The following is a 24,667-nucleotide window of genomic DNA, read 5'->3' as shown; positions in this document are numbered from 1 at the left end:
TGGCGAGGGAGCTTGCTCCCGCTGGGCTGCGCAGCGGCCCCAAGCTTTTGCGGTTGCTGCGCAACCGAGCGGGAGCAAGCTCCCTCGCCACAGGTTAGGTGTACACCTGTTGATCAGGTTTTCTTGACCCTGAACCACGCCGCATACAACGCCGGCAGGAACAACAGCGTCAACGCCGTGGCCACGATCAGGCCGCCCATGATCGCCACCGCCATCGGCCCGAAGAACAAACTGCGCGACAGCGGGATCATCGCCAGCACCGCCGCCAGTGCGGTGAGCACGATGGGGCGGAAGCGTCGCACCGTGGCTTCGATGATCGCCTGCCAAGGCGCCAGCCCGGCCTTGATGTCCTGCTCGATCTGGTCCACCAGGATCACCGAGTTGCGCATGATCATCCCCGACAGCGCAATGGTGCCCAGCATGGCGACGAAGCCGAACGGCTGGCGGAACACCAGCAGGAACAGCGTGACGCCGATCAATCCCAGGGGCGCCGTAAGGAACACCATGGCCGTGCGTGAGAAGCTGCGCAGTTGCAGCATCAGCAGCGTCAGCACCACCACGATGAACAACGGCACACCGGCATTCACCGATTTCTGGCCACGGGCCGAATCCTCCACCGTACCGCCCACTTCCAGCAGGTAACCGTCCGGCAGCTCGGCGCGAATCGGGTTCAGGGTCGGGAAGATCTGTTGCACCAGGGTCGCCGGTTGTTCCTTGCCGTAGATATCGGCCCGCACGGTCACGCTCGGCAGCCGATTGCGGTGCCAGATCACGCCCTCCTCGAAACCGTATTCCAACGTCGCGATCTGCGACAAGGCAACACTCTTGCCGTTGTCGGTCGGCACTGCCAGGCTCGGCAGCAACGACAACTCGGTGCGCTCATGCACCGTACCGCGCAGCAAAATCTCGATCAGTTCATTGTCTTCCCGGTACTGGCTGACGCTGGAGCCGGTGAGGGAGCTGCGCAGGAAACTCGCCAGGTGGGTGGTGCTGACACCCAGGGCCCGGGCGCGGTCCTGGTCAACGTTGAGGTACACCACCTTGCTCGGCTCCTCCCAGTCCAGATGCACGTTGACCACGTAGGGGTTTTCGCGAACTTTTGTCGCCACTTTCCGCGCCAGGGCCCGGACTTCTTCGATGTGCTCACCCGTGACGCGAAACTGCACCGGATAGCCGACCGGCGGGCCGTTTTCCAGGCGCGTGACCCGCGAGCGCAGGGTCGGAAATTGCTCGTTCAGGGTCGAAATCAACCAACTGCGCAACGGCTCGCGGTCTTCGATGGTCTTGGCCAGCACCACGAACTGGGCGAAGCTGGAGGCCGGCAGCTGTTGGTCCAACGGCAGGTAGAAACGCGGTGAACCGGTGCCGACGTAGGCCACATAGTTGTCGATGCCAGCATGGTCCTTGAGCAGCGCTTCCAGGCGCTTGACCTGCTCGGCGGTATTGCTCAGGGAGGCGCCTTCCTGCAGTTTCAAGTCGACCATCAGTTCCAGCCGCCCCGATGCCGGAAAGAACTGCTGCGGCACGAACCGGAACAACGCCACCGAGCCGACAAACAACAGCACGGTCAGCAGGATGACGGTTTTGCGCCGACGCACGCACCACTCCACCATCCGCCGGACACGCTGATAGAACGGCGTGCCGTAAGGGTCGGTCTGGCCGTCAGTCGTGCCATGTTTGGCCGCGTGAATTTTCGCCAGGTCCGGCAGGAGCTTTTCCCCCAGGTACGGCACGAACACCACGGCGGCCACCCAGGAGGCCAGCAATGCCAAAGTCACCACCTGGAAAATCGAACGGGTGTATTCGCCGGTGCCCGATTGCGCGGTGGCGATCGGCAGGAAGCCCGCCGCCGTAATCAAGGTACCGGTGAGCATCGGGAATGCGGTGCTGGTCCAGGCGAAGCTGGCCGCCTTGATCCGGTCGAAACCCTGCTCCATCTTGATCGCCATCATCTCCACCGCAATGATCGCGTCGTCCACCAGCAACCCCAGGGCCAACACCAGCGCACCGAGGGAAATCTTGTGCAGGCCGATCCCCAGGTAATACATGGCGGCGAAGGTCATCGCCAACACCAGCGGAATCGCCAGGGCCACCACCATCCCGGTGCGCAACCCGAGGGAGAAGAAGCTCACCAGCAACACGATCGTCAGGGCTTCCACCAGCACCTGGACGAACTCACCGACCCCGGTCTTTACCGCCGCCGGCTGGTCCGACACCTTGTGCAATTGCATGCCGGCCGGCAGTGAGTTCTGGAGGCGAGCAAAGTCGACCTCAAGGGCCTTGCCCAGAATCAGGATATCCCCGCCTTGCTTCATCGCCACGGCCAGGCCAATGGCGTCTTCGCCCATGAAGCGCATGCGGGGCGCCGGCGGGTCGTTGAAACCGCGACGCACGTCCGCCAGGTCGCTGATACGGAACGTACGATCGCCGACCCGGATCGGGAAGTTGCGGATCTCCTCCACGGTCTGGAAATTCCCCGAGACCCGTAGCTGCAAACGCTCGCTGCCGGTTTCGAAGAAGCCGGCGGTGGAAACCGTGTTCTGCTCTTCAAGGGCCTGCTGGACCGCCGCCAAGGGCAGGCCGAGGGTCGCCAGCTTAACGTTCGACAACTCGATCCAGATCTTCTCGTCCTGCAAACCGATCAGTTCGACCTTGCCTACATCCTTGACCCGCTGCAGCTGGAGCTGGATGCGATCGGCGTAGTCCTTGAGCACGGCATAGTCGAAGCCTTCGCCGGTCAGTGCGTAGATATTGCCGAAGGTGGTGCCGAATTCATCGTTGAAGAACGGCCCCTGGACATCCGGCGGCAAGGTGTGGCGGATGTCGCCGATCTTCTTGCGCAACTGATACCACAGCTCGGGAATCTGCGCCGAATGCATGGAATCACGCGCCGCGAAAGTCACCTGGGATTCCCCCGGGCGGGAGAACGAGACGATCTTTTCGTAATCGCCGGTTTCCATCAGCTTCTTTTCGATACGCTCGGTGACTTGGCGCGACACTTCCTCGGCCGTCGCTCCCGGCCACACGGTGCGAATGACCATGGCCTTGAAGGTGAACGGCGGATCCTCGCTCTGGCCGAGCTTGGTGTAGGAAAGCGCCCCGACGATGGCCAGCAACAGCATCAGGAACAGTACGATCTGGCGGTTACGCAACGCCCATTCGGAAAGATTGAAACCCATTGGGATTACTCCTTGGCCGCCAGGTTGACCACGCGGTTGGAGCGATCCACCGGCCGCACCTGCTGGCCGTCGAGGAGCACATGTATGCCAGCCGCCACCACCCAGTCATTGGCGCTCAAGCCTTCGAGCACCGGCACGGTTTTTTCGCCGAAGGCACCCACGCGCACCGGGGCTTTCCTGACCGTGTTGTCCGGGTTGACGACCCAGACGTAGGTGGCGCCATTCTCGGCAGTGAGGGCTGATAGCGGCACTGACAGCGGCGCCTTTTCAGCCGTCTGGATAAACACCCGGGCACTTTGGCCCAGCTCCGCCGGAACACTGCCGGCGGTGAAGGCCACGCGGGCGGCGAAGGTGCGGGACTTGGGGTCGGCGGCCGGCGACAGCTCACGAATCCGCCCGCTGAAGCGCTGGTCAGGCTGGCTCCACAACTCGACCGACACCGGCTGGCCAATCTTGAACCGGCCAAAGCCCTGTTCCGGCAGGCTGATCAGCACTTCACGCTCGCCATCGGTGGCCAGGGTAAAAACGGTTTGCCCGGCCGAAACCACCTGCCCGACTTCCACCGAGCGCCGGGCCACCACGCCATCCTGGGGCGCACGCAGCACCGAATAGCTGGCCTGGTTGTTGGCGACATCGAACTCGGCCTTGATCTGCTTGAGCCGCGCGGTGCCGGAGCGGTAGAGGTTTTCGGCGTTGTCGTATTGGGAGCGGCTGACCATCTGCCGCTCCATCAAGGTCTTGTAGCGGTCACGTTCGGCGCGGACCAGGTTCAGGTTGGCCTCGGCAGCGGCGACCTGGGCACGGGTCGCTTCCAGTTGCAGGCGTACGTCCTCGGGGTCGAGCTCGGCCAGCGGTTGATTGGCCTTGACCCGCTGCCCCTCTTCCACCAGTCGTCGGCTCACCTTGCCGCCAATGCGAAAGGCCAGTTCAGGCTCAAAACGTGCCCGCACTTCGCCAGGGTAACTGTCCATCGCCTGGGCCGACGGCTCGGGCTTGACCACCATGGCGGGACGCACGGCGACGGGCACCGGCTCGTCATGACCGCACGCAGACAATAAAAAAGCCAGGGCGACTGGCATGGCGAGGGGCAGGGCATAGCGGAACATGGCGAGTGACCTTTCGCTAATGGTGCTTGGAATAATTATACTGGCGAGTATGTTATTAATAGCAAACTCACCAGTCCAGTATTAAAGCGAAGAATGTCGAACAATCCTTCAACCCCCAGCGGCCCTGGCCGCCCCAAGGACCTGGCCAAGCGCCAGGCCATTCTCGACGCGGCGAAACGCCTGTTCCTGAGCATGGGGTATGCCAATACCAGCATGGACGCCGTCGCCACCGAGGCGGGCGTTTCGAAGCTGACGGTCTACAGCCATTTCAACGACAAGGAGACGCTGTTTTCCGCTGCCGTGATGGCCAAATGTGAAGAGCAGGTGCCATCGCTGTTTTACGAATGGCCTGACGGCGTTCCCATCGAACACGTGTTGCTGAACATTGCCCGCGGGTTCAACCAACTGATCAACAGCGATGAATCGTTGAACCTGCATCGCCTGATCATGGCCCTGGGCAGCCAGGACCCGAAGCTGTCGACGATTTTCTACGAAGCCGGTCCGCAACGGATGCTCTCAGGCATGGAGCGGCTGCTGACCAAGGTCAACCAGAGCGGCGCCCTGAGCATCGATAAACCGCGCAATGCCGCCGAGCATTTCTTCTGCCTGATCAAGGGCGCGGCGAACTTCCGCTTGTTGTCAGGCTGCGGCCCGGCCCCGGAACCGGAAGCCGCCGAGGCTCATGTGCAGGAAGTGGTGGGGTTGTTCGTGCGGGCTTATCGGCCTTAGCCTTTCGCTGGCTGGGAGGGCCCCATCGCGAGCAAGCTCGCTCCCACAGGGTCTGATGAACACCACAGATCCAATGTGGGAGCGGGCTTGCTCGCGAAGGCGATGGCACAGCCAACATCACCGTCTCAGACAAACCGCTATCGCGAGCAGGCTCGCTCCCACAGTTGACCGGTGCGAACACATCTCCATCATTCGACGACAAACCCTGTGGGAGCGAGCCTGCTCGCGATGCAGGCAACTCGGTCTCAAGGTTTGAGCGCTTTCTTCGGATAGATGTCGTAGCGACTGGACTTGCCATCGAGCCCATGGCTCGGCTTCGGCCCTTCGATGCACGGGGCCTTGCGTGGGCGCTTGACCACCACTCGATGAGTCGCCAAGGCCAGGGCCGCGGCGAGCAGCGCCGGGGCGTCCGGGTCATCGCCCACCAGGGGCCGGAACAAGCGCATCTCCTTCTTCACCAAGGCGGTTTTCTCACGATGAGGGAACATCGGGTCCAGGTAGATCACCTGGGGCGGTTCGCCTTCCCAGTTGCGCATCACCTCGATGGAGTTGCCCTTGAGCAAGCGCATGCGCGCCACGATCGGCGCCACGTCGAAGTCCTCTGCGCCACGGGCCAGGCCATCCTCCAACAAGGCCGCGATCAGCGGCTGACGCTCGATCAAGCTCATTTCACAGCCCAGGCTGGCCAGCACAAACGCATCCTTGCCCAACCCGGCGGTGGCATCCAGCACCCGCGGGCGCACACCCTGGGCGATCCCGACTGCCTTGGCGATCATCTGGCCACTGCCGCCGCCGTACAACCGCCGATGGGCCGCCCCACCCTCGACGAAGTCCACGCGCACCGGCCCTGGCGCATCCGGGCCCAACTGCTGCAACTGCACCCCTTGCTCACCGACCTGCAAGGCGAACTCGCCTTCGTCCCCTTGCAAAGGCAGGCCAAGCCGCTCGGCCCAGTGTTCGGCCTGCGGTTGGAAGGCCGGGGCCAGGGCCTCGACATGGATGCGGCAGGCCGCGGGTTGCTCACTCATGGAAGTTGTTCACTTATGGAAAACATGCTCAAAAAATTAAGGATCGGCAAAAACGGCCGATAACAACGGTGAACGGCATTTTGCCAGAGCTGAGCGTCGACCGAGAAAAATGTCAGACATTCAATCCACATCGATAGGCGTTATCTCCCCTTACGGCGATTACAGCCTGCGTAACACCCAAGCGCTGAGCGGCGTCAGTCACCTGTGGCAGGATTTTTTTGCCCGGGCCCTGGCCGATCAACTGGGTGATAACGCACCGGCACCTGGCAGCTACCAGCCAGAGCCCCTCGATGAGGCCGTTGAACCGACCCTCGGTGCCGAACTGCTGGCGCACATTGTCAGCCAGCGTACCTGCGAAGTGACCGAAACACAGGTCAAGCCGCCTGAGCCGCTGTTCCTGCCCATCGCCGAATTCGAACTCGACCTGCTGGATAAACCCTTCCCGCCGTTCCCGCCAGAAGAAATCGTTGCCCAGCAACACCAGCAGACCTTCGAAAGCAACTGGGTCCGCCCACTTGTCCTCACCGCCGGCCAACCACTGCCGGAACCGAGCCCGGCGCCACAACCGCGTCCGTTGCACCTGCCGATCGCCGAATTCGAACTCGAGCTGCTGGACAAGCCGTTCCCGCCGTTCCCGGAAGAGGAATTGGTGGCGCAGCAGAAACAACTGGACTTCGACACCCGCTGGGCACGTCCGATCGTGCTGCAGAACCTGCGCATCGCCGCTTAAATCAGCGACAGATCCACCATGGCCCCAAATCCAGATGAAAATGGTTGCGGTGCGCCGCGTTGTAATCCGGGCTCAAGACCACACTGAACATATCGCAGGCGCCATCCCGTGCCTGACGCAAGAAGCGCGCATCGGCCGTGTCCTTGGGCCAGTCCCTGAGCACGCTGATCGTGCGCCCATCGGCCAGGCGAAACCCGGCGATGTCCAGCGCGCTGGCGGTGGCGTGCTGGCTTCGCGCCCCGCTCTCACGCCCGTACATGTTGCGACAGGCGAAACTGCCCAAGTGATCGACGCGCGTCACTTTCTGCCCGTAGACCGCCATTGCCGCCGGCTGCAACCCGTGACGCTCGAACAACGCAAACGCCACCGCCAGCGGGCAACTGGCGAGGAAGCTGCTGCTCAACGCCACCTCACCGCCCTGCACCCTCAACACATTGGTCATTGGGCATGTGGTATTGGCGCCGCTGTCGGCCTGGCGCGCGGTGCGCAGCCCGGAGGTAGCGAGGGCCTGGTCGCACAGCTGCGGGTCGTTGCGCAGGGCCATGAGTTTGAAACGGGTGAGCAGATTGGGCGCCAGGTTGACGTCCAAAGGCGCCCAGGGATTCCATTGGGGCGGCAGCGCCACCCAGCCGCGCCATACCCCCAGCACGGCAAGGCCAATGAGCAGGGCCACGACCGCAAGCGCTTTCAAAAACCGCACGATATTGCCTCGGGCATCAACCCTTGAATAATTGGTTGGCCTGCTTGAACGGCATCGAGCGGCGCGTGAAGGTGAATGTGCCCTGTTCCTGGATCTCCTCGGCGGCGCGGAAGAACTCGCCATACGCGGCCAGGGCCAGCGCCGAGCCGACACTGATGCGCTTGACGCCCAGCTCGCTCAACTGCGCCACCGTCAGGTCCAGCGCCCCGGACATCAGCACGTTTACCGGTTTTGGCGCCACGGCCTTCACCACCGCGAGCACTTGTTCGGCGCTGCTCAGCCCCGGGGCGTACAACACGTCGGCCCCCGCGTCCGCGAAGGCCTTGAGGCGGCGAATGGTGTCGTCCAGGTCCGGATTGCCATGCAGGAAATTTTCCGCCCGGGCCGTCAGCATGAAGGGAAACGACAAGCTGCGCACGGCCTCGGCGGCGGCCTTGACCCGAGCTACCGCGTGGTCGAAGCAATAGATCGGGCTGTCTTCGCGCCCCGTGGCATCTTCGATCGAACCACCCACCGCGCCGGCCTCTGCCGCCCGGACCAGGCTGCGGGCGCAATCCTCGGGGGCATCGGCAAAACCGTTCTCCAGGTCGACGGCCACCGGCAGGTCAGTGGCCGCGACAATCGCCCGCACGTTAGCCAGCGTGTCATCCAGGCCCAGCGCGCCATCGGGTCGGCCCAGGGAAAAGGCGTGACCGGCACTGGTGGTCGCCAAGGCTTCAAAACCCAGGCTGGCCAGCATCTTGGCCGAACCGGCGTCCCACGGGTTGGGAATGACAAAAGCCCCTTCGCGTTCGTGCAAGGCCTTGAACGCCTGGGCTCGACGAATGTGCGCTTCCATGTAGTTCGCTCCTGAGCAGAGAGGGAGTGGGCCTCAGAGCAAACCCAGTTGCTCGGCGGCGGGCTCTCTATATAGCGCAGGCAGGGCCGGCAAGCCAGGCAATCGATGCATCAATCGCTCGTGAAAACGTTGCGCGAGCCTGGCGGCCAGCCGGTTGTCGGCGGTGTGCAGGAAGATATAGGGCGTGCGCCCTTCTTCGATCCAGCCGGCGATTTTCTCCACCCACGGCGTCAGGAACGGCTCGTTGGCTTCGAGCACCGGATGACCGATGAAACGCACTTGCGGACATTGGGTGAACGCCGCGGGCCGGGGCGGCACGCGGGGCTTTTTCGATTGTGCGTGAAGCACGGCGGGATCAAGGGAGGTGCAACTGAACAAGGCCCGAGGATCGAGGCAGATGCGTTCGACGCCGCGATCGAGCAACAGGCGATTGAGCCGTCGTTCGGCGTCGCCCTTGGCAAAAAAATCGTCGTGACGGACTTCGACGGCCAAGGGGCGCTGCAAGGCGTCGATGAACCCCGCCAGTTCCGGCAACCGATTCGGGGTAAAGGTCTTGGACAGTTGCAGCCAGTACGGCGCAACGCGCTCGCCCAAGGGGCTGAGCAGTTGCAGGAAGGTTTCAGTGGCCGTCAGCCGTTCGCGCAGGTCGCCATTGTGGCTGATGTCGCCAGGAAACTTGGCGGTGAAGCGAAAGTGCTCGGGCATGATTTCGGCCCAGCGCTGCACGGTCGGCGCAGACGGGCTGGCATAGAAGGTCGTATTGCCTTCCACGGCATTGAACACTTGGGAATAGAGATCGAGGAAATCGGTGCTTTTCGCATCCTGGGGATAAAGGTAATCGCGCCAGGCGTTTTCGCTCCAGGACGGGCAGCCCAGGTAGTAAGGCAAGACCATCAGATGTAGAGATCGAGTCCCAGCACTTCCATATCCCAATCGACGAAACCGGCGGTGCTCAGGTAGCTCGCCAGGGCCGTGGAGACACTGCGGCTCATCGCACGGTGATAAAGCATGTCTTGCTGACGGGCGGGGAGATTGCTCAGGCGTTGCGCAGAGGCTTTGGCGGCGCGGGCGGCCAGTTGCTCTTCAGACGGAAATTCCACCTCGCCATCGATGTCATCGAAGTTTTCCGGCTCGCTGGCTTTACCCGCACGAGGCCGACGCTTGATGGGGTAGGACTGGGATGAAACGCCGTCTATACGCATAACAGAATGCTCGGTATCAATGATGGCAATTTAGCGGCACTTTCGCAGCCGCGCAAATGCGCAAGTGATAACTAGAACACATAAAGTCAAAAAGGTTTAAAAACGGGCGGAAAAAGTGACGACTGGCATTATTTGAGTGTGACTTTTGGCGGCGAAAATGACTTTGTGGCGAGGGAGCTTGCTCCCGCTGGGCTGCGAAGCGGCCCCAAAAAATTGATTTCAATCTGGCAAGATAAGGTGCGAATGAAATTTTAGGGGCGCTTCGCGCCCCAGCGGGAGCAAGCTCCCTCGCCACAACTGTGCCCACTTGGGAATGCGGTCAAGTCTGGGTTTACCGCTCGGACTTGGGCGTTGCGACCTTGTCCCGCAGGTACACCGGCTGCGCATCATCGGCTGGAATGGCCTCGCCGCGTTCCCAGGCGAAACGTGCCAGGGCCAGCAGGTCCTCGGCATGGGGCAGCATCGAGGCGTCCTGGCCGATGAGGCTGACACCGATCCGCTCGCCATAGCCCCAACCAGTGCCGGCGCCGAACCAATCACCGCTGGCATCGCCCGGCAACGCCGCCGCTTCGGGCGGCAACACCGCTTCAGCACCGACCAGGCGCATCTCGCCGTCGGTTTCGCGGTAGCAGCCCCAATACACCTCATCCATGCGCGCATCGATGGCCGCGGCAACTTGGCGAGCGCCCTGTTCGCGCAAGGCACGCTGGGCCAGCACCGCCAGGTTTGACACTGGCAGCACTGGCCGCTCCAGGGCAAATGCCAGGCCTTGCACCACGCCGATGGCGATGCGCACGCCGGTAAAAGCTCCTGGCCCACGGCCAAAGGCAATCGCGTCCACCGCCTGCAAGGTCGTGCCGGCATCGCTCAACAGTTTCTGGATCATCGGCAGCAGCTTCTGCGCATGCAGGCGCGGGATCACCTCGTAATGGCTCGTGACCTTGCCGTCGTGCAGCAAGGCAACGGAGCAAGCTTCAGTCGCGGTGTCCAGGGCCAGCAAGGTGCTCATCGATGTGTCCGTAAATCAGGTGGGGAAAAAGTGCGCCAGTATAAACAACTACGGCCCGCAAGCGGGCCGTAGTTGATGCAACTGATCAGGCTTTTCAGCTCAGCGCTTCGAGCACCTTGCCGGTGATCGCATCGACCGAGCCAACGCCCGGGATGTGGCTGTACTTCGGCTTGCCCTGGGCAGCCGACAGATTCTGGTAGAACGCCACCAGCGGCTTGGTCTGGGAATGGTAGACCGACAGGCGATGACGCACGGTTTCTTCGGTGTCGTCCTTGCGCTGCACCAGCTCTTCACCGGTGACGTCGTCCTTGCCCGCAAGTTTCGGCGGGTTGTAGACGGTGTGGTAGACACGGCCGGACGCCTCGTGGACACGACGACCGGCAATGCGCTGGACGATCTCTTCGTCGTCGACCGCGATTTCGACCACGTGATCGAGCTCAACACCGGCAGTCACCAGGGCTTCAGCCTGGGGAATGGTGCGCGGGAAGCCATCGAACAGGAAGCCATTGGCGCAGTCGGGTTGAGCGATGCGATCCTTGACCAGGGCGATGATCAGGTCATCCGACACCAGGCCGCCGGCATCCATGATGCTCTTGGCTTGAACACCCAGTGGCGTGCCAGCCTTGACCGCGGCACGCAGCATGTCGCCGGTGGAGATTTGCGGGATACCGAATTTTTCGGTGATGAACTTTGCCTGAGTACCTTTACCGGCCCCGGGAGCTCCCAGCAGAATGACGCGCATCGATGTGCTCCTCAATTTTTTTATGTAAAACGCTCGGATTCGCCTCGCGGGGCCAATCTTCGAAAAACTTGATCGTGACCGCCCAAACGGCCAAAGGCTGATCAAGATACACAGCAGGCCCGACCCACACAAGCCGCCGAAAGTCGGAGGAACCCGCGCCCGATACGACCTTCGGAGGGGGTGGCGAGCGTCGCAACCGGGCAACAAACTGTCGCCTGGCCGACCTGTCCCCGCCCCCGCAGAACAACGCCCGGGAACGCCGGGCGAGCCGTTTCGGTGCGCTGCCTGATCTTAGCCGGTATTGCGCAACCCGGCGGCAATCCCCGCCACAGACACCAGTAATGCCTGTTCCACGGGGCTGCCTTGGGCAACTTCCTGCTGGCGTGAGCGCGCCAACAGTTCGGCCTGCAACAGGTGCAACGGGTCGAGGTAGGTGTTGCGCAGGCGGATGAATTCCAGCGTGGCTGGGCTATGTGCCAGTAGCTGCGACTGACCGGTCAAGCCAAGCACCACCGTGCAGGCCTGCGACAATAGGTCGCGTAAATGCGCACCCAAAGGCAGCAGCCCAGGCTCCACCAAACGCTCGTCGTAAGAGCGGGCGATATCGGCGTCGGCCTTGGCCAGCACCATCTCCAGCATGTCGATGCGGGTCCGGAAGAACGGCCATTGCTCGCGCATCTGCCCCAGCAACTCCCCTTCGCCGCGCTCCAGGGCCTTGCTCAGTGCGGTTTCCCAACCGAGCCAGGCCGGCAACATCAGGCGGGTCTGGGTCCAGCCGAAAATCCACGGAATCGCCCGCAAGCTTTCGATGCCGCCGGCGCGACGCTTGGCCGGCCGGCTGCCCAGCGGCAGGCGCCCAAGTTCCTGCTCGGGGGTGGACTGGCGGAAGTACTCGACGAACTGCGGATTCTCCCGCACCACCGCGCGGTAGGCACTGACGCCATCGGCCGCCAGTTCATCCATCAAATCCCGCCACTGCGGCGTGGGTGGCGGCGGTGGCAGCAGCGTCGCTTCAAGCACCGCAGCGAGATACAGATTGAGGTTCTGTTCGGCGATGTCCGGCAGGCCGAATTTGAAACGAATCATTTCGCCCTGCTCGGTGGTGCGGAAACGCCCGGCCACCGAGCCCGGTGGCTGGGACAGGATCGCCGCGTGCGCCGGACCGCCACCACGGCCCACGGTGCCGCCACGACCGTGGAACAACAACAGTTCGACTTGCTGCTCGCGGCAGATGTCCACCAGCCGTTCCTGGGCCCGATATTGCGCCCAGGCCGCCGCCGTGGTCCCGGCATCCTTCGCCGAATCGGAATAGCCGATCATCACTTCCTGAGGGCCTTGCAGCCGTGAACGATAGCCCGGCAGCAGCAACAGCCGCTCGATCACCGGCCCGGCGTTGTCCAGGTCGGCCAGGGTCTCGAACAGCGGCACCACCCGCATCGGCCGCAACACCCCGGCGTCCTTCAACAACAGTTGCACAGCGAGGACATCGGACGCCGCGCCGGCCATGGAGATCACGTAGGAACCCAGGGACGCCGCCGGCGCCGCGGCCACTTCCCGGCACGTCGCCAGCACTTCCGCCGTGTCGGCCGAGGGCTTGAAATGGGCCGGCAGCAGTGGACGCCGGTTGTTCAGCTCCTCCAGCAAAAAGCTGATGCGCTGCTCCTCGTTCCAATCCTCATAGCGACCCAGGCCCAGGTAGTCGGTGATTTCCGTCATGGCGGCGGTATGGCGCGTCGAGTCCTGGCGCACATCGAGGCGCACCAGGAACAAGCCGAAGGTCACCGCCCGCCGCAGGCAGTCGAGCAGCGGCCCATCGGCAATCACGCCCATGCCGCATTCGTGCAGGGAGTGGTAGCACAGCTCAAGGGGGTCCAGCAGTTCGCGGTTGTGCTGCAACACCTCGGCGCTTGGCGGCGTGGCGGCACTCAAGGAGGCGTGGGCCCAGTTGCGGGTGGCGCGCAGGCGTTCGCGCAGTTGCTTGAGCACGGCACGATACGGTTCGGCGCTGTCGCCGGCCTGGGCCCGCAAGGCCTCGCTGGCGTTTTGCATGGACAGTTCGGCCGCCAGTTGGTCGACGTCACGCAGGTACAGGTCCGCCGCCATCCACCGCGCCAATAACAGCACCTCGCGGGTCACGGCGGCGGTGACATTCGGGTTGCCGTCACGGTCGCCGCCCATCCACGAGGCAAAGCGGATCGGCGCGGCCTCCAGCGGCAGGCGCAGCCCGGTGGCGGCATGCAAGGCCTGGTCGGCCTTGCGCAGGTAATTGGGGATGGCGTGCCACAGCGAATGCTCGATCACCGCGAAGCCCCACTTGGCCTCGTCCACCGGGGTCGGCCGGGTGCGGCGGATTTCTTCGGTGTGCCAGGCTTCGGCGATCAAGCGTTGCAGGCGCTCGTGGATCTGCGCGCGCTCGGCACTGGTCAGGTCGCGGTGATCCTGGGCCGCCAGTTGCGCGGCGATGGCGTCGTATTTCTGGATCAGGGTACGGCGGGCCACTTCCGTGGGGTGAGCGGTGAGGACCAGTTCGATTTCCAGGCGGCCCAACTGCCGGGCCAGGGCCTCGGCGCCATGGCCTTCGGCCCGCAGCCGGGCAAGCAACTCAGGCAGGACCCGTGCCTCGAAAGGCGCCGGTTGCGATTCTTCGCGGCGATGGATCAGTTGGTACTGTTCGGCGATGTTGGCGAGGTTGAGGAATTGGTTGAACGCGCGCGCCACCGGCAGCAGTTCGTCCTCGCTCAGTTGATTGAGGCTGGCACTGAGTTCGGCATCCACGGAACCGCGTCGGTCAGCCTTGGCGCCCTTGCGGATCTGCTCGATCTTGTCGAGAAACGTGTCCCCGTACTGTTCGCGGATGGTATTGCCCAGCAGTTCGCCAAGCAGGTGGACATCCTCGCGCAAGCGGGCATCGATATCGGTCATCAGCATTTCTCCAGCAAAAAAGTCCGGACAGCTCTTGGATCAGAGAGTGCCGATGCCCGTCGCTTATGACAAGCGACGAAGGGACTTTAAACCTTGCACAACAAAGCTAGTCTCATGGGTAAGCCACACAACGGCTTGTCACTCACCGCGCCTGCCACGAGCAGGCTAATTGAGGTCATCATGAAAATTCGTGAACTTGCCCAGCATTGGGAAGCAAACGCCAAGGGCCGCCTGACCCAGACGGGCTACACGATCCATCTGGACGTCGAAGCCGCCGCACGCCTGGCTGCGATCTGCGACATGTACCCCAAGCGCCAGCCCGAGGAGCTGCTGGGCGAGCTGATCGGGGCCGCATTGGAAGAGCTTGAAGCCAGCTTCCCCTACATCAAGGGTTCGCAAGTTGTCGCCACCGATGAGGAAGGTGACCCGCTGTATGAAGACGTAGGACCGACCCCACGATTCCTCGCCCTGTCGCGCCGGCATCTGCACGAACTTTCCTCGCAGAACGACAAATCCAAACACTGATTCCCTTCACTCCAGGTTGCGGTTTTCCGGCGCGGGGCCTTTCCCACCTACGCCGGGAATACCGCTGCGCGCCTTGAAAGTTCAGCTTTTCTGCCGCTGACCGATCAGTCAGTAATTCTTTTGGCGAATGGCCATCCTCGCTGAACTTTTGAAAAACGCCTCGGGTCACACCGAGTAACCATACTGGAACGGTCGTTTAATAAACGCGCCTTGGCGCCAACACCAAACCAGACGTCATGGCTTCGGTCCCAGCATGGATTTGTCGTTTTTTCAGGAGTTTTCCAATGGAGTTGAAGCCTATGAATACCTGCACTGCCAAACCCTCATCCAGTGGCCTGCGCGGCTTGAAGTTGGCTGCCCTGGCGATCGGTAGCAGCTTCATTCTCGCCGGTTGCGCCGGTAACCCTCCTTCGGAGCAGTACGCGGTGACCCAGTCGGCGGTCAACAGCGCCGTCAGCGCCGGTGGTACCGAATTTGCCGCCGTGGAAATGAAATCGGCCCAGGACAAGCTCAAGCAAGCCGAAATCGCCATGCATGACGAGAACTACGAAGAAGCCAAGCGACTGGCCGAACAAGCCGAATGGGATGCCCGCGTCGCCGAGCGCAAGGCCCAGGCCGCCAAGGCCGAACAAGCCCTCAAGGACTCTCAGAAAGGGGTTCAGGAACTGCGTCAGGAAGGCATGAACAAGGTTCAGTAGACCGTTCACGCCACGACGTACTTCTCATTGATAAAAGGACGACAGACTATGATGCACAAACACTTGATGATGCCCGCCCTGCTCGCTGCCTGCGTAGCCCTGGCCGCTTGCTCCCACGACCCGAACGCCAATCTTGAACAGGCGCGGACCAATTACAACGGCCTGCAAGCCGACCCGGCGGCGACCAAAGTGGCCGCCCTGGAAACCAAGGACGCGGCGGATTTCCTGGCCAAGGCCGACAAGGCCTACCTGGACCGGGAAGACGAAGCCAAGATCGACCAACTGGCCTACCTGACCAACCAGCGCGTCGAAGTGGCCAAGCAGACCATCGCCCTGCGCAATGCCGAAGCCGAACTGAAAAACGCTGGCGACGAACGCGCCCGTGCCCTGCTCGACGCGCGCAACGCGCAGATCAAGCAACTGCAAGACAGCCTCAACGCCAAGCAGACCGAGCGCGGTACGCTGGTGACTTTCGGCGACGTGCTGTTCGCCACCAACAAGTCCGACCTGCGCACCAGCGGCATGACGAATGTGAGCAAACTGGCGCAGTTCCTCCAGGAAAACCCGGACCGCAAGGTGATCATTGAAGGCTACACCGACAGCACCGGCTCGGATTCCTACAACCAATCGCTGTCCGAACGCCGCGCCAGCTCGGTGCGTACCGCCCTGGTAAAAATGGGCGTGGACCCGGCCCGCATCGTGACCCAGGGTTACGGCAAGGAGTTCCCGGTGGCCGACAACACCAGCGTCTCGGGCCGCGCCATGAACCGTCGCGTGGAAGTGACCATCTCCAACGACAACCAGCCAGTGGCCCCGCGCTCGACCATGAGCGCCAACTGATCGGCTGAGTAAAACCAAAAAGCCCCGCCTGATTGAAGTCAGGCGGGGCTTTTTATCGGCCAACACAAATCCCCTTGTGGGAGCGGGCTTGCTCGCGAAAGCGTCCGGCCAGCTACCTATGCAGTGACTGACACACCGCCTTCGCGAGCAAGCCCGCTCCCACAGGAGATTTGTGGTGTCGTTGGGATTGGATTACGGCTGCAGTTTTTGTGGTGTTTCCTGCCCCATGCACCGCACCGCGCGTTTCTTCTCGTTGATCAACACACCGGTCAGGCCTTTCTGCTCGGTGTCGAACAACACCAGCACGCCATCAATGCACTGGGCGACCTGCGGCGCCGGTTCCAAGGAGACTTTGTAATCCTCCCCCGGCACGGTCTTGAGCATGGTGAACTGGTTGAGCAGCAACGCATCCTCGGGCTTGGCGAAATGCAGGTAGCCGTAGTACCACAGCACTGCGACGGTGCCCAGGATGCTGCAGATACCGGTGATGATCAGGGGGATGGCGTTACGTTCTTCGCTCATTGCGGGTTCTCTGGTGGTTCAACGGGTGATTTCGGGTAGTTCGGGACCTCGCCCAGGCGGCGCAGGCCGTCAAAGTGCCGGGGATCGTCGAGGTAGCGCAGCATCACGGTGCGCCACGTCGGGTCGGCGAAGGTCTGCACATGGCCGCCCCGCGTCAACTGCAGGACCCGCGGCGGCGGCGCAGCTTGATACAAGCGGATGCCATTGGAAAGGGGCACGATGGGGTCGTCGAGGCTGTGGTAGATCAACTTCGGCACGCCGTTCAACTGCGCCACGGAGCTGATCGCGCTGTCACCGTCCGGCACCAGCCAGGACAACGGCACCTGGAACGGCCAGGTCAGCCACGAGGTACTCAGGGCAAAACGCCCGACGTCGCGATAGCTGGCGGGCACGCCATCGAGCACCAGGGCCTTGAGCTGCCGTTGGCGCTGGGGATGTTCGACCAGGTAATGCACCGCCAGCGCGCCGCCCAGGCTCTGACCGAGCAGCACCAGCGGCTTGCCCTGGACCTCGGGCGACTGGTCGAGCCATTGGAACGCCGCGTCGATGTCCTGGTAGATCGCCGGCAGGCTCGGCTCGCCTTCGGATACGCCATAACCCCGATAATCGACCATCAACACTTGGTAACCCTGCTCTGGCAACCACCAGCTCCCGCCCAGGTGCCACGCCAGGTTGCCGCCGTTGCCGTGCAAATGCAGGACCGTGCCCTTGATCTCCACGCCTGGTTTGACGGGCAGCCACCAGCCCCGGAGCTTGAGATTGTCAGCGGTGGTCAGGGTGACGTCGCGGTACTCGAGCCTGGCCCGCTCCGGGGTAAACGGCAGGCCGCGTTCGGGGTAGAACAGCAGGGAGCTGCAACCGCCCAGGGCCAGCAGCAGGCAGATGATGCCGAGGGTTCGCATCCGGTGAAGCCTCGCAAAAAATCAGAGTTGGAACACCGTCCTTTGTGGGAGCGGGCTTGCTCGCGAAGGCGGTGTGTCAGTCAATATTATCCTTAGCTGACACACCGCTTTCGCGAGCAAGCCCGCTCCCACAGGGGGACGGTGTTGTGATTAAAGAATATTGGAATAATCCGCTTCGATCCGGTCCAGGCTCAGATGGTTCAGGAAGTTGGAGAAACACATCCAGGCCGACAGGGCGTTCATGTCACGGAACTGCTCGGGCAAATATTTAGGCGGTACGACCAGGCCTTCGTCCACCAACTGGCGCAACGTGCGCATGTCCTCCAGGGTGGTCTTGCCGCAGAACAGCAGCGGCACCTGCTCCAGCTTGCCTTTGCGCACGGCCAACTGAATGTAGTTGTAAACCATGATGAAGCCCTTGAGGTAGGACAAGTCTTTGGTGAATGGCAGCCCGGTGGGCACCGAGCCACGGAACACCCGACTGGCGTTGCCGTAGCTTTCGGCCATTTCAAAACCCTGCTCGCGGAAGAACTCGAAGACCTGCAGGAAATCGGCGCCCTCCTCCACCATATGAATGGCCCGGGTGCGGTTGGTGAGTTTGCGCAGGCGACTCGGGTAGGAGGCGAAGGTGATGATTTCCATCAGGATCGCCAGGCCTTCCTGGGTCACCGTGGACGAGGGCGGGCCCTTGGACAGGAAGGTGCAGATCGGCTGGTTCAAGCCGTTGAGGGTGGTGCCGACGTGCACCAGCCCTTCGTGGACCTCCAGCGCCCGTACGTCGCGCTCGTTGAACATCGCATCGGTGCGGATCTTGATGTAGTCGGCGCCCGCCGCCGCGTCGGCGACGATGCCGTCGGACTCGAACACGCGGATGGTTTCCTCGGCTTCGCCGAACACCCGGTTGAGGCGATGCTGCAACAGGCTGACGGCTTCCTTGGCGCTGAGGACTTTCGGCTCGTCCTTGAGGTCGCCACGGCCATCGATGTTGTTCAGGTAGTCGGAGAGCATCAGGCCTAGGTCGGCCAGGGTCGGGTCGCCGGCGTGGAAGGCATCGGAGGCAGCGCCATAGAGCTCCTGGGAAATCAGCCCGAAATCCTCGGTGCCACGCGCTTCGAGCATGCGCACCACCATGCGGTATTCCTTGCACATGCGACGCATGATCTGGCCCACCGGGTTGAACTGCCCCAGTTGGCGGGTGATGTCACGCTCGATGTTCTGGAACTCCAGCTTTACTTTGCTGGAATCAAAAGACAGGGGCCGGTTGAGGTAATAGTCGCGATCCACCGCAGGCATTTCCTTGCCCTTGGCCTTGAGGAACCCCTTGCGGATGTTCTCGTCCCACTTCACCGCGTCGAGAATGCGAATCGGCGTTTGCGCCAGCACAATGCGATCGGACAAGGTGCGTATCGTCTGCTGGTAATCGTCCACCGAAAACTCCTGTGAAAAAACGTCCGCTTGTTGCAATTATTGGGATTTGGCCAGTCGCTGGTAACGCACGGCTTCCGAAAACACATCGGAATTGGCCGGGTCGTCTAGGTAGTTGAAAACCTTGTTCATGTCGCTGTCCACCAGCACACCGTCGCCTTCTTCGCTCTGGTTCGGCTGGCCGCTGAGGATCTTCTGGTCGATGGCCTGGTTGATCTGCTCCAGGTCCAGGTTGTAGACCACCAGTTCCTGTTTATCGGTCAATTCGAAACCGGCGATCAGGAAATGTCCACCGTAGCGGGCCGGCACCTTGGCCGACAGGTACCAGCGACTGCCATGACGGGAGACGGTCAAGGGGATGGCTTCGCGCTCATGGGGCTGGGCCCTGAAGTAGCTGATGGCCTGGTAGCGGTGCTTGCCGACTTGCGTCAGCTCCAGGTTCAACGGTTCGCCCCAGGCATTGGTGCTGGTCCATTGGCCGAGCAGGCCTTCGGGCGCGGCTTCGCTGTTGGGTAACGGCGCCTTGAAGGACACAAGGCAACCACTGAGCAGTAGCAACGACGCGGCCAGTACAACGGCAGGCCAGGCTTTCATTTGAACTCCCTATGGCACAGGTCGCTTTATCCCCTGTGGCGAGGGAGCTTGCTCCCGCTTGAGTGCGCAGCGCTCACAAAAAAGGGGCTGCTGCGCAGCCCAGCGGGAGCAAGCTCCCTCGCCACAAGGGCTGTGGTGAACCCATCTGGATCACACCGACGCCAGTACCAGGTGCATGTAGCGGGTCAGGATGCCGAGCATGTCTTCATCGGCTACCGGCTCGGCGCCATTGAGCAAGCCCTGATATTCCATCCGTCCGATAATCGCCGTCAACACTTTGGCATCCTGTTGCGGTTCGCGGGAGCCTAAAACCTGGAAAAACTGACACGTGCCATGCAGCAAAATCTGCTGGTGGGAACGCACCAACTCCGCCAGGCGTGGGTTGAGCAGGGCTTCCTGGCGAAAGGCCTGCTCGGCCATCAGGTACTCGCGACGGCTGTCCAGTTGATGCCGCACGTAGTCGGCGGTCATCCGCGCGATGTCGTCCGCCAGTTGCGAGCGCGACTGGGCGCTGCCGTCACCATAGGCGACCATTTCCCGCAGAAGGCCTTCGTTGTTGGCCCACAGCTTGCCCATGAACGCCGCGCTGCGTTCCACATACTGGGCGAAGGTATCGGTGAGCAAATCGTCGATGTCCTTGAAATAGTACGTAGTGGCCGACAGCGGCACGCCCGCTTCGGCGGCCACCGCACGGTGACGCACCGCACGCACGCCATCGCGCACCACGATGCGCATGGCCGCGTCGAGAATCTCCTGGCGACGCTGCTCACTGCCCTGTCGGCTGGCCTTGCGGCCCTGGTACTGAACACTTTCAGCGACAGCCGTGGCGACGCCCGCTGCACCTTCTGAAGCCATTGCACGATTCACGACAGGTCTTCCTCGCTCTTTGAAAAAGTAACCAATTGATACGTTTGTACCAGACAGGCAATAAAAAGCCGCCCATCGAGGCGGCTTTTTATTTGAAACAATTACGCTTGGGGCCGCATGTGCGGGAAGAGGATCACATCCCGGATCGACGGTGAGTTGGTCAACAACATCACCAGGCGATCGATGCCGATACCTTCGCCAGCGGTCGGCGGCATGCCGTACTCCAAGGCGCGCACGAAGTCGGCATCGTAGTGCATGGCTTCATCGTCGCCGGCGTCCTTGTCGGCCACCTGGGCCATGAAACGCTCAGCCTGGTCTTCGGCATCGTTGAGCTCGGAGTAGGCGTTGGCGATTTCACGACCACCGATGAACAGCTCGAAACGGTCGGTCACGCTTGGGTTCTCGTCGTTGCGACGGGCCAGCGGCGACACTTCGAACGGGTACTGGGTGATGAAGTGCGGCTGTTCCAGCTTGTGCTCGACCAGTTCTTCGAAAATCATCACTTGCAACTTGCCCAGGCCTTCGAAGCCGAGGACCTTGGCGCCGGCCTTCTTGGCGATGGCGCGGGCCTTGTCGATGTCGTTCAGGTCATCGGCAGTCAGTTCAGGGTTGTACTTGAGGATCGAGTCGAACACCGACAGGCGCACGAACGGCTCGCCGAAGTGGAACACCTTGTCGCCGTACGGCACGTCGGTAGTGCCCAGGACCAACTGCGCCAGCTCGCGGAACAGTTCCTCGGTCAGGTCCATGTTGTCTTCGTAGTCGGCGTAGGCCTGGTAGAACTCGAGCATGGTGAACTCGGGGTTGTGCCGGGTCGAAACGCCTTCGTTACGGAAGTTGCGGTTGATCTCGAAGACTTTTTCGAAGCCACCGACCACCAGACGCTTGAGGTACAGCTCCGGCGCGATGCGCAGGAACATTTCCATGTCCAAGGCGTTGTGGTGGGTTTCGAACGGCTTGGCCGCCGCGCCGCCGGGGATGGTCTGCAGCATCGGCGTCTCGACTTCCAGGAAGTCACGCTTCATCAGGAAGCTGCGGATGTGGGCGATGACTTGCGAGCGGACGCGGAAGGTCTGGCGCACGTCTTCGTTGACGATCAGGTCGACGTAGCGCTGGCGATAGCGTTGCTCGGTGTCGGTCAGCCCGTGGTGCTTGTCCGGCAGCGGGCGCAGGGACTTGGTCAGCAGGCGCACGTTGGTCATCTCGACGTACAGGTCGCCCTTGCCGGAACGGGCCAGGGTGCCTTCGGCGGAGATGATGTCGCCCAGGTCCCAGGTCTTGACGGCGGCCAGGGTTTCTTCCGGCAGGGTCTTGCGGTTGACGTAGACCTGGATGCGCCCGGTCATGTCCTGGATCACCATGAACGAACCACGGTCGAGCATGATACGACCGGCCACCTTGACTGGAATCGCCGCCTCGGCCAGCTCTTCCTTGGTCTTGTCCGCGTACTTCTTCTGCAAGGCGTCGCAGTACGAATCGCGGCGGAAGTCGTTGGGGAAGGCCTGGCCCTTGGCGCGCTCGGCAGCAAGCTTTTCCTTGCGCAGGGCGATCAGGGAGTTTTCTTCCTGTTGCAGGGCTTGCGGGTCGAGTTCTAGGTCGCTCATGTCTTTAAGGATTCCATCACAGGTTCGTTGCCCCCGGCCCGGGCCGGAGTTTGCGGGCGAGCCGCGCTTTCTGTGCAAGCGTGGCCCGTCCGCCGCATGGGTGTCGCGTTACAGCCCTTGTTTGAGGCTGGCGATCAGGTATTCATCGATATCGCCGTCGAGCACCTTGTCGCAATCACTGCGTTCGATGCTGGTCCGCAGGTCCTTGATCCGCGAGGCGTCGAGCACGTACGAACGGATCTGGTGACCCCAGCCGATGTCCGACTTGGTGTCTTCCAGGGCCTGGGACGCCGCGTTGCGCTTCTGCACTTCCTGCTCGTACAGGCGGGCCCGCAGCATCTTCATCGCGGTGTCTTTGTTGGCGTGCTGGGAACGTTCGTTCTGGCAACTGACCACGGTGTTGGTCGGTACGTGGGTGATCCGTACGGCCGAGTCGGTGGTGTTGACGTGCTGGCCACCGGCCCCGGAGGAACGGTAGGTGTCGATGCGCAGGTCCGCCGGGTTGATCTCGATTTCGATGTTGTCATCGATTTCCGGCGAAACGAACACGGCCGAGAACGAGGTGTGGCGACGGTTGCCGGAGTCGAACGGGCTCTTGCGCACCAGGCGGTGCACGCCGATCTCGGTCCGCAGCCAGCCAAAGGCGTATTCGCCCTTGATGTGCACGGTGGCGCCCTTGATCCCGGCGACTTCACCGGCCGACAGCTCCATGATGGTGGCGTCGAAACCGCGTTTGTCGGCCCAGCGCAGGTACATGCGCAGCAGGATGTTGGCCCAGTCCTGGGCTTCGGTGCCGCCGGAACCGGCCTGGATGTCCAGGTAGGCGTTGTTCATGTCCATCTCGCCGCTGAACATGCGACGGAATTCCAGCTTGGCAAGGTTCTCGTCGAGGCGGGTCAGCTCGGCGACAACATCGCCGACCGCGCCTTCGTCGTTCTCTTCGACAGCCATGTCCAGCAGGTCGCGGCAATCGGCCAGGCCGCTGGACAGCTCGTCCAGGGTCTCGACGATCTGCGCCAGCGCAGAACGCTCGCGGCCCAGCTCCTGGGCGTACGAAGGGTTGTTCCAGACATTCGGATCTTCAAGCTCGCGATTGACTTCGGTCAGGCGCTCATGCTTTTGATCGTAGTCAAAGATACCCCCGAATAGTTTCGGAGCGCTCGGACAGGTCCTTGATGGTGTTAAGGATCGGGTTGATTTCCATGGCGGGCAGCACTCGTTGGCGAACTTTTGAAAGCCGGCGAGTATAACGTAATCAAGCGCCAGCGGCAGCCCGCCTGGCGGCTTTAGGGGCAATGAGGTTCAGCGTCCGGCCCCTGTGGCGAGGGAGCTTGCTCCCGCTGGGTTGCGCAGCAGCCCCAAAACGGCCCCCTCAATCGACCTGGCACACCGAGCCAACTGGTTTCAGGGCCGCTGCGCGCCCCAGCGGGAGCAAGCTCCCTCGCCACAAAGGCATCCCTGCCGACATTCAGATGGTTATTCGACCCCAACCCGATTACGCCCATTGTGCTTGGCCAGGTACAACCCCTTGTCCGCCGCCGAGATCAGCTGACGGCTGTCGCCACCCTGCTGGGGAGTGAAGGTCGAGACGCCGATGCTGATGGTCAGGTTTTCGCCGCCGTCGGGCGTGGCGTGGGGGATTTTCAGGGCGACGACGCTCTGGCGCAGTTTCTCGGCCATCAGCCGGGCGCCGCCTGGCGAGGTGCCGGGCAGCACCAGGGCGAACTCCTCGCCGCCGTAGCGGGCCGGCAGGTCGGACGGCCGACTGCACGCCTCGCGGATGGCCGTGGCGACCTTGCGCAGGGCTTCGTCGCCTTCCAAGTGGCCGAAGTTGTCGTTGTAGGACTTGAAGTAGTCCACGTCGATCATCAGCAGTGACAGTTGGCTCTGGTCGCGCATCGCCCTGCGCCATTCCAGTTCCAGGTACTCATCGAAGTGCCGGCGGTTGGACAGCCCGGTCAGGCCATCGGAGTTCATCAAGCGTTGCAGCACCAGGTTGGTGTCGAGCAATTGCTGCTGGCTGACCCGCAATGCGCGATAGGCCGCGTCGCGCTGCAATAGCATCATGTAGGAACGCGAGTGATAGCGGATGCGCGCCACCAGCTCGATGTTGTCCGGCAATTTGACCAGGTAGTCGTTGGCCCCGGCGGCGAACGCCGCGCTCTTGATCAGCGGGTCCTCCTTGGTGGACAGGACAATGATCGGGATATCGCGGGTGGACGGATGGTTACGGTACTCGCGCACCAGGCTCAGGCCGTCGAGGCCCGGCATCACCAGGTCCTGGAGAATCACCGTCGGCTTGATGCGCACCGCGTGGGCGATGGCCTGGTGGGGATCGGAGCAGAAGTGGAAGTCGATATTGTCTTCCTCCGACAGCCCGCGCCGCACCGCCTCGCCGATCATCGCCTGGTCGTCGACGAGCAGGACCATGGCGGCGTTCTCATCGCGCTTGAATTCGTCGAGCTGCAAATCAGTCATGATGGCTTACCTGGGTACGGCCTGGGG

At 62.4% G+C, this 24,667-nt stretch carries 23 protein-coding genes; 5 read left to right on the top strand and 18 right to left on the bottom strand.

What is annotated here, in order from left to right:
* Positions 1–113 precede the first annotated feature (113 nt).
* Both HU715_RS00575 and HU715_RS00570 read right to left on the bottom strand, forming a co-directional pair.
* A complete protein-coding gene (locus tag HU715_RS00575; protein WP_186705482.1) occupies positions 114–3,179 on the bottom strand; it encodes an efflux RND transporter permease subunit in 3,066 nt (1,021 codons plus the stop codon).
* A 5-nt stretch (positions 3,180–3,184) separates the two neighbouring features.
* Positions 3,185–4,285: an efflux RND transporter periplasmic adaptor subunit gene (locus tag HU715_RS00570; protein WP_186705481.1), complete on the bottom strand. Its 1,101-nt coding sequence runs from the start codon at positions 4,283–4,285 to the stop codon at positions 3,185–3,187.
* Positions 4,286–4,378: 93 nt separating this feature from the next.
* Between HU715_RS00570 and HU715_RS00565 the strand changes: the two genes are divergently transcribed.
* The gene (locus HU715_RS00565; RefSeq protein ID WP_186705480.1) at positions 4,379–5,014 is read left to right on the top strand and encodes a TetR/AcrR family transcriptional regulator; all 636 of its coding nucleotides are present in this window, start codon (positions 4,379–4,381) and stop codon (positions 5,012–5,014) included.
* A 245-nt stretch (positions 5,015–5,259) separates the two neighbouring features.
* On the opposite strand, the gene HU715_RS00560 is transcribed toward HU715_RS00565, so the two are convergent.
* Positions 5,260–6,042 (bottom strand): class I SAM-dependent methyltransferase, encoded by a 783-nt coding sequence (locus tag HU715_RS00560; protein ID WP_186705479.1) that lies wholly within the window; start codon positions 6,040–6,042, stop codon positions 5,260–5,262.
* A gap of 109 nt (positions 6,043–6,151) precedes the next feature.
* Here HU715_RS00560 and HU715_RS00555 point away from each other — a divergent pair, with 109 nt between their 5' ends.
* Positions 6,152–6,772, top strand: a complete 621-nt coding sequence (locus HU715_RS00555) for an energy transducer TonB (RefSeq protein WP_186705478.1) — start codon at positions 6,152–6,154, stop codon at positions 6,770–6,772.
* 1 nt (position 6,773) lies between these two features.
* On the opposite strand, the gene HU715_RS00550 is transcribed toward HU715_RS00555, so the two are convergent.
* The 7 genes from HU715_RS00550 to ppc form a co-directional block, all read right to left on the bottom strand.
* Complete coding sequence (locus HU715_RS00550) at positions 6,774–7,472, bottom strand: extensin-like domain-containing protein (protein ID WP_186705477.1); 699 nt, start codon at positions 7,470–7,472, stop codon at positions 6,774–6,776.
* A 16-nt stretch (positions 7,473–7,488) separates the two neighbouring features.
* A complete protein-coding gene (locus HU715_RS00545) occupies positions 7,489–8,310 on the bottom strand; it encodes an isocitrate lyase/PEP mutase family protein (protein ID WP_186705476.1) in 822 nt (273 codons plus the stop codon).
* Between the two features lie 33 nt (positions 8,311–8,343).
* Complete coding sequence (locus tag HU715_RS00540) at positions 8,344–9,204, bottom strand: DUF72 domain-containing protein (RefSeq protein ID WP_186705475.1); 861 nt, start codon at positions 9,202–9,204, stop codon at positions 8,344–8,346.
* The gene (locus tag HU715_RS00535; RefSeq protein WP_186705474.1) at positions 9,204–9,512 is read right to left on the bottom strand and encodes a hypothetical protein; all 309 of its coding nucleotides are present in this window, start codon (positions 9,510–9,512) and stop codon (positions 9,204–9,206) included. The genes HU715_RS00540 and HU715_RS00535 overlap by 1 nt, the downstream gene beginning before the upstream one ends.
* A 331-nt stretch (positions 9,513–9,843) precedes the next feature.
* The gene (tsaB, locus tag HU715_RS00530) at positions 9,844–10,521 is read right to left on the bottom strand and encodes a tRNA (adenosine(37)-N6)-threonylcarbamoyltransferase complex dimerization subunit type 1 TsaB (RefSeq protein ID WP_186705473.1); all 678 of its coding nucleotides are present in this window, start codon (positions 10,519–10,521) and stop codon (positions 9,844–9,846) included.
* Between the two features lie 94 nt (positions 10,522–10,615).
* Complete coding sequence (gene adk / locus HU715_RS00525) at positions 10,616–11,263, bottom strand: adenylate kinase (RefSeq protein ID WP_186705472.1); 648 nt, start codon at positions 11,261–11,263, stop codon at positions 10,616–10,618.
* Positions 11,264–11,554: 291 nt separating this feature from the next.
* The gene (ppc, locus tag HU715_RS00520; protein WP_186705471.1) at positions 11,555–14,185 is read right to left on the bottom strand and encodes a phosphoenolpyruvate carboxylase; all 2,631 of its coding nucleotides are present in this window, start codon (positions 14,183–14,185) and stop codon (positions 11,555–11,557) included.
* Between the two features lie 180 nt (positions 14,186–14,365).
* On the opposite strand from ppc, the gene HU715_RS00515 reads away from it, so the two are divergent.
* The 3 genes from HU715_RS00515 to lptF all read left to right on the top strand — a co-directional run bounded on the left by HU715_RS00515 (position 14,366) and on the right by lptF (position 16,248).
* Complete coding sequence (locus tag HU715_RS00515) at positions 14,366–14,710, top strand: pilin assembly protein (protein WP_186705470.1); 345 nt, start codon at positions 14,366–14,368, stop codon at positions 14,708–14,710.
* Positions 14,711–14,994: 284 nt separating this feature from the next.
* Entirely contained in the window at positions 14,995–15,408 is a 414-nt protein-coding gene (locus tag HU715_RS00510) for a DUF4398 domain-containing protein (RefSeq protein WP_186705469.1), read from the top strand.
* A gap of 51 nt (positions 15,409–15,459) precedes the next feature.
* Positions 15,460–16,248, top strand: a complete 789-nt coding sequence (lptF, locus tag HU715_RS00505) for a lipotoxin F family OmpA-related lipoprotein LptF (protein ID WP_186705571.1) — start codon at positions 15,460–15,462, stop codon at positions 16,246–16,248.
* 192 nt (positions 16,249–16,440) lie between these two features.
* Here lptF and HU715_RS00500 read toward each other — a convergent pair whose 3' ends face one another.
* The 8 genes from HU715_RS00500 to HU715_RS00465 form a co-directional block, all read right to left on the bottom strand.
* A complete protein-coding gene (locus HU715_RS00500) occupies positions 16,441–16,770 on the bottom strand; it encodes a PA3694 family proteiin (protein ID WP_030139524.1) in 330 nt (109 codons plus the stop codon).
* A complete protein-coding gene (locus HU715_RS00495; protein WP_186705468.1) occupies positions 16,767–17,672 on the bottom strand; it encodes an alpha/beta hydrolase in 906 nt (301 codons plus the stop codon). Before HU715_RS00495 ends, HU715_RS00500 begins: the two co-directional genes overlap by 4 nt.
* A 150-nt stretch (positions 17,673–17,822) precedes the next feature.
* On the bottom strand, positions 17,823–19,100 hold the full coding sequence (locus HU715_RS00490) for a flavohemoglobin expression-modulating QEGLA motif protein (RefSeq protein WP_003185001.1): 1,278 nt from the start codon (positions 19,098–19,100) through the stop codon (positions 17,823–17,825).
* Between the two features lie 36 nt (positions 19,101–19,136).
* Complete coding sequence (locus HU715_RS00485; protein WP_186705467.1) at positions 19,137–19,691, bottom strand: hypothetical protein; 555 nt, start codon at positions 19,689–19,691, stop codon at positions 19,137–19,139.
* 150 nt (positions 19,692–19,841) lie between these two features.
* A complete protein-coding gene (locus tag HU715_RS00480; protein WP_053118752.1) occupies positions 19,842–20,558 on the bottom strand; it encodes a TetR/AcrR family transcriptional regulator in 717 nt (238 codons plus the stop codon).
* A 101-nt stretch (positions 20,559–20,659) separates the two neighbouring features.
* Complete coding sequence (gene lysS / locus HU715_RS00475; protein ID WP_186705466.1) at positions 20,660–22,162, bottom strand: lysine--tRNA ligase; 1,503 nt, start codon at positions 22,160–22,162, stop codon at positions 20,660–20,662.
* A gap of 108 nt (positions 22,163–22,270) precedes the next feature.
* Positions 22,271–23,366, bottom strand: a protein-coding gene (gene prfB / locus HU715_RS00470) for a peptide chain release factor 2 (protein WP_095963568.1) whose coding sequence is annotated in 2 segments (ribosomal slippage) — positions 22,271–23,293 and positions 23,295–23,366 — 1,095 coding nt in all. Because the reading frame shifts where the segments join, the coding sequence is not laid out codon by codon here.
* Positions 23,367–23,638: 272 nt separating this feature from the next.
* Entirely contained in the window at positions 23,639–24,640 is a 1,002-nt protein-coding gene (locus HU715_RS00465) for a diguanylate cyclase domain-containing protein (RefSeq protein WP_186705465.1), read from the bottom strand.
* Positions 24,641–24,667: the final 27 nt, after the last annotated feature.

Source organism: Pseudomonas zanjanensis (assembly GCF_014268745.2).
In the GTDB taxonomy this organism is placed as follows: domain Bacteria; phylum Pseudomonadota; class Gammaproteobacteria; order Pseudomonadales; family Pseudomonadaceae; genus Aquipseudomonas; species Aquipseudomonas zanjanensis.
This window is presented reverse-complemented; position numbering and strand designations above follow the sequence as displayed.

Excerpts from the sequence above, each read along its gene's own strand:
- HU715_RS00575 (WP_186705482.1), bottom strand. The coding sequence starts at position 3,179 with ATGGGTTTCAATCTTTCCGAATGGGCGTTGCGTAACCGCCAGATCGTA.
- HU715_RS00570 (WP_186705481.1), bottom strand. The coding sequence starts at position 4,285 with ATGTTCCGCTATGCCCTGCCCCTCGCCATGCCAGTCGCCCTGGCTTTT.
- HU715_RS00565 (WP_186705480.1), top strand. The coding sequence starts at position 4,379 with ATGTCGAACAATCCTTCAACCCCCAGCGGCCCTGGCCGCCCCAAGGAC.
- HU715_RS00560 (WP_186705479.1), bottom strand. The coding sequence starts at position 6,042 with ATGAGTGAGCAACCCGCGGCCTGCCGCATCCATGTCGAGGCCCTGGCC.
- HU715_RS00555 (WP_186705478.1), top strand. The coding sequence starts at position 6,152 with ATGTCAGACATTCAATCCACATCGATAGGCGTTATCTCCCCTTACGGC.
- HU715_RS00545 (WP_186705476.1), bottom strand. The coding sequence starts at position 8,310 with ATGGAAGCGCACATTCGTCGAGCCCAGGCGTTCAAGGCCTTGCACGAA.
- HU715_RS00540 (WP_186705475.1), bottom strand. The coding sequence starts at position 9,204 with ATGGTCTTGCCTTACTACCTGGGCTGCCCGTCCTGGAGCGAAAACGCC.
- HU715_RS00535 (WP_186705474.1), bottom strand. The coding sequence starts at position 9,512 with ATGCGTATAGACGGCGTTTCATCCCAGTCCTACCCCATCAAGCGTCGG.
- tsaB (WP_186705473.1), bottom strand. The coding sequence starts at position 10,521 with ATGAGCACCTTGCTGGCCCTGGACACCGCGACTGAAGCTTGCTCCGTT.
- adk (WP_186705472.1), bottom strand. The coding sequence starts at position 11,263 with ATGCGCGTCATTCTGCTGGGAGCTCCCGGGGCCGGTAAAGGTACTCAG.
- ppc (WP_186705471.1), bottom strand. The coding sequence starts at position 14,185 with ATGACCGATATCGATGCCCGCTTGCGCGAGGATGTCCACCTGCTTGGC.
- HU715_RS00515 (WP_186705470.1), top strand. The coding sequence starts at position 14,366 with ATGAAAATTCGTGAACTTGCCCAGCATTGGGAAGCAAACGCCAAGGGC.
- HU715_RS00510 (WP_186705469.1), top strand. The coding sequence starts at position 14,995 with ATGGAGTTGAAGCCTATGAATACCTGCACTGCCAAACCCTCATCCAGT.
- lptF (WP_186705571.1), top strand. The coding sequence starts at position 15,460 with ATGCACAAACACTTGATGATGCCCGCCCTGCTCGCTGCCTGCGTAGCC.
- HU715_RS00500 (WP_030139524.1), bottom strand. The coding sequence starts at position 16,770 with ATGAGCGAAGAACGTAACGCCATCCCCCTGATCATCACCGGTATCTGC.
- HU715_RS00495 (WP_186705468.1), bottom strand. The coding sequence starts at position 17,672 with ATGCGAACCCTCGGCATCATCTGCCTGCTGCTGGCCCTGGGCGGTTGC.
- HU715_RS00485 (WP_186705467.1), bottom strand. The coding sequence starts at position 19,691 with ATGAAAGCCTGGCCTGCCGTTGTACTGGCCGCGTCGTTGCTACTGCTC.
- lysS (WP_186705466.1), bottom strand. The coding sequence starts at position 22,162 with ATGAGCGACCTAGAACTCGACCCGCAAGCCCTGCAACAGGAAGAAAAC.
- HU715_RS00465 (WP_186705465.1), bottom strand. The coding sequence starts at position 24,640 with ATGACTGATTTGCAGCTCGACGAATTCAAGCGCGATGAGAACGCCGCC.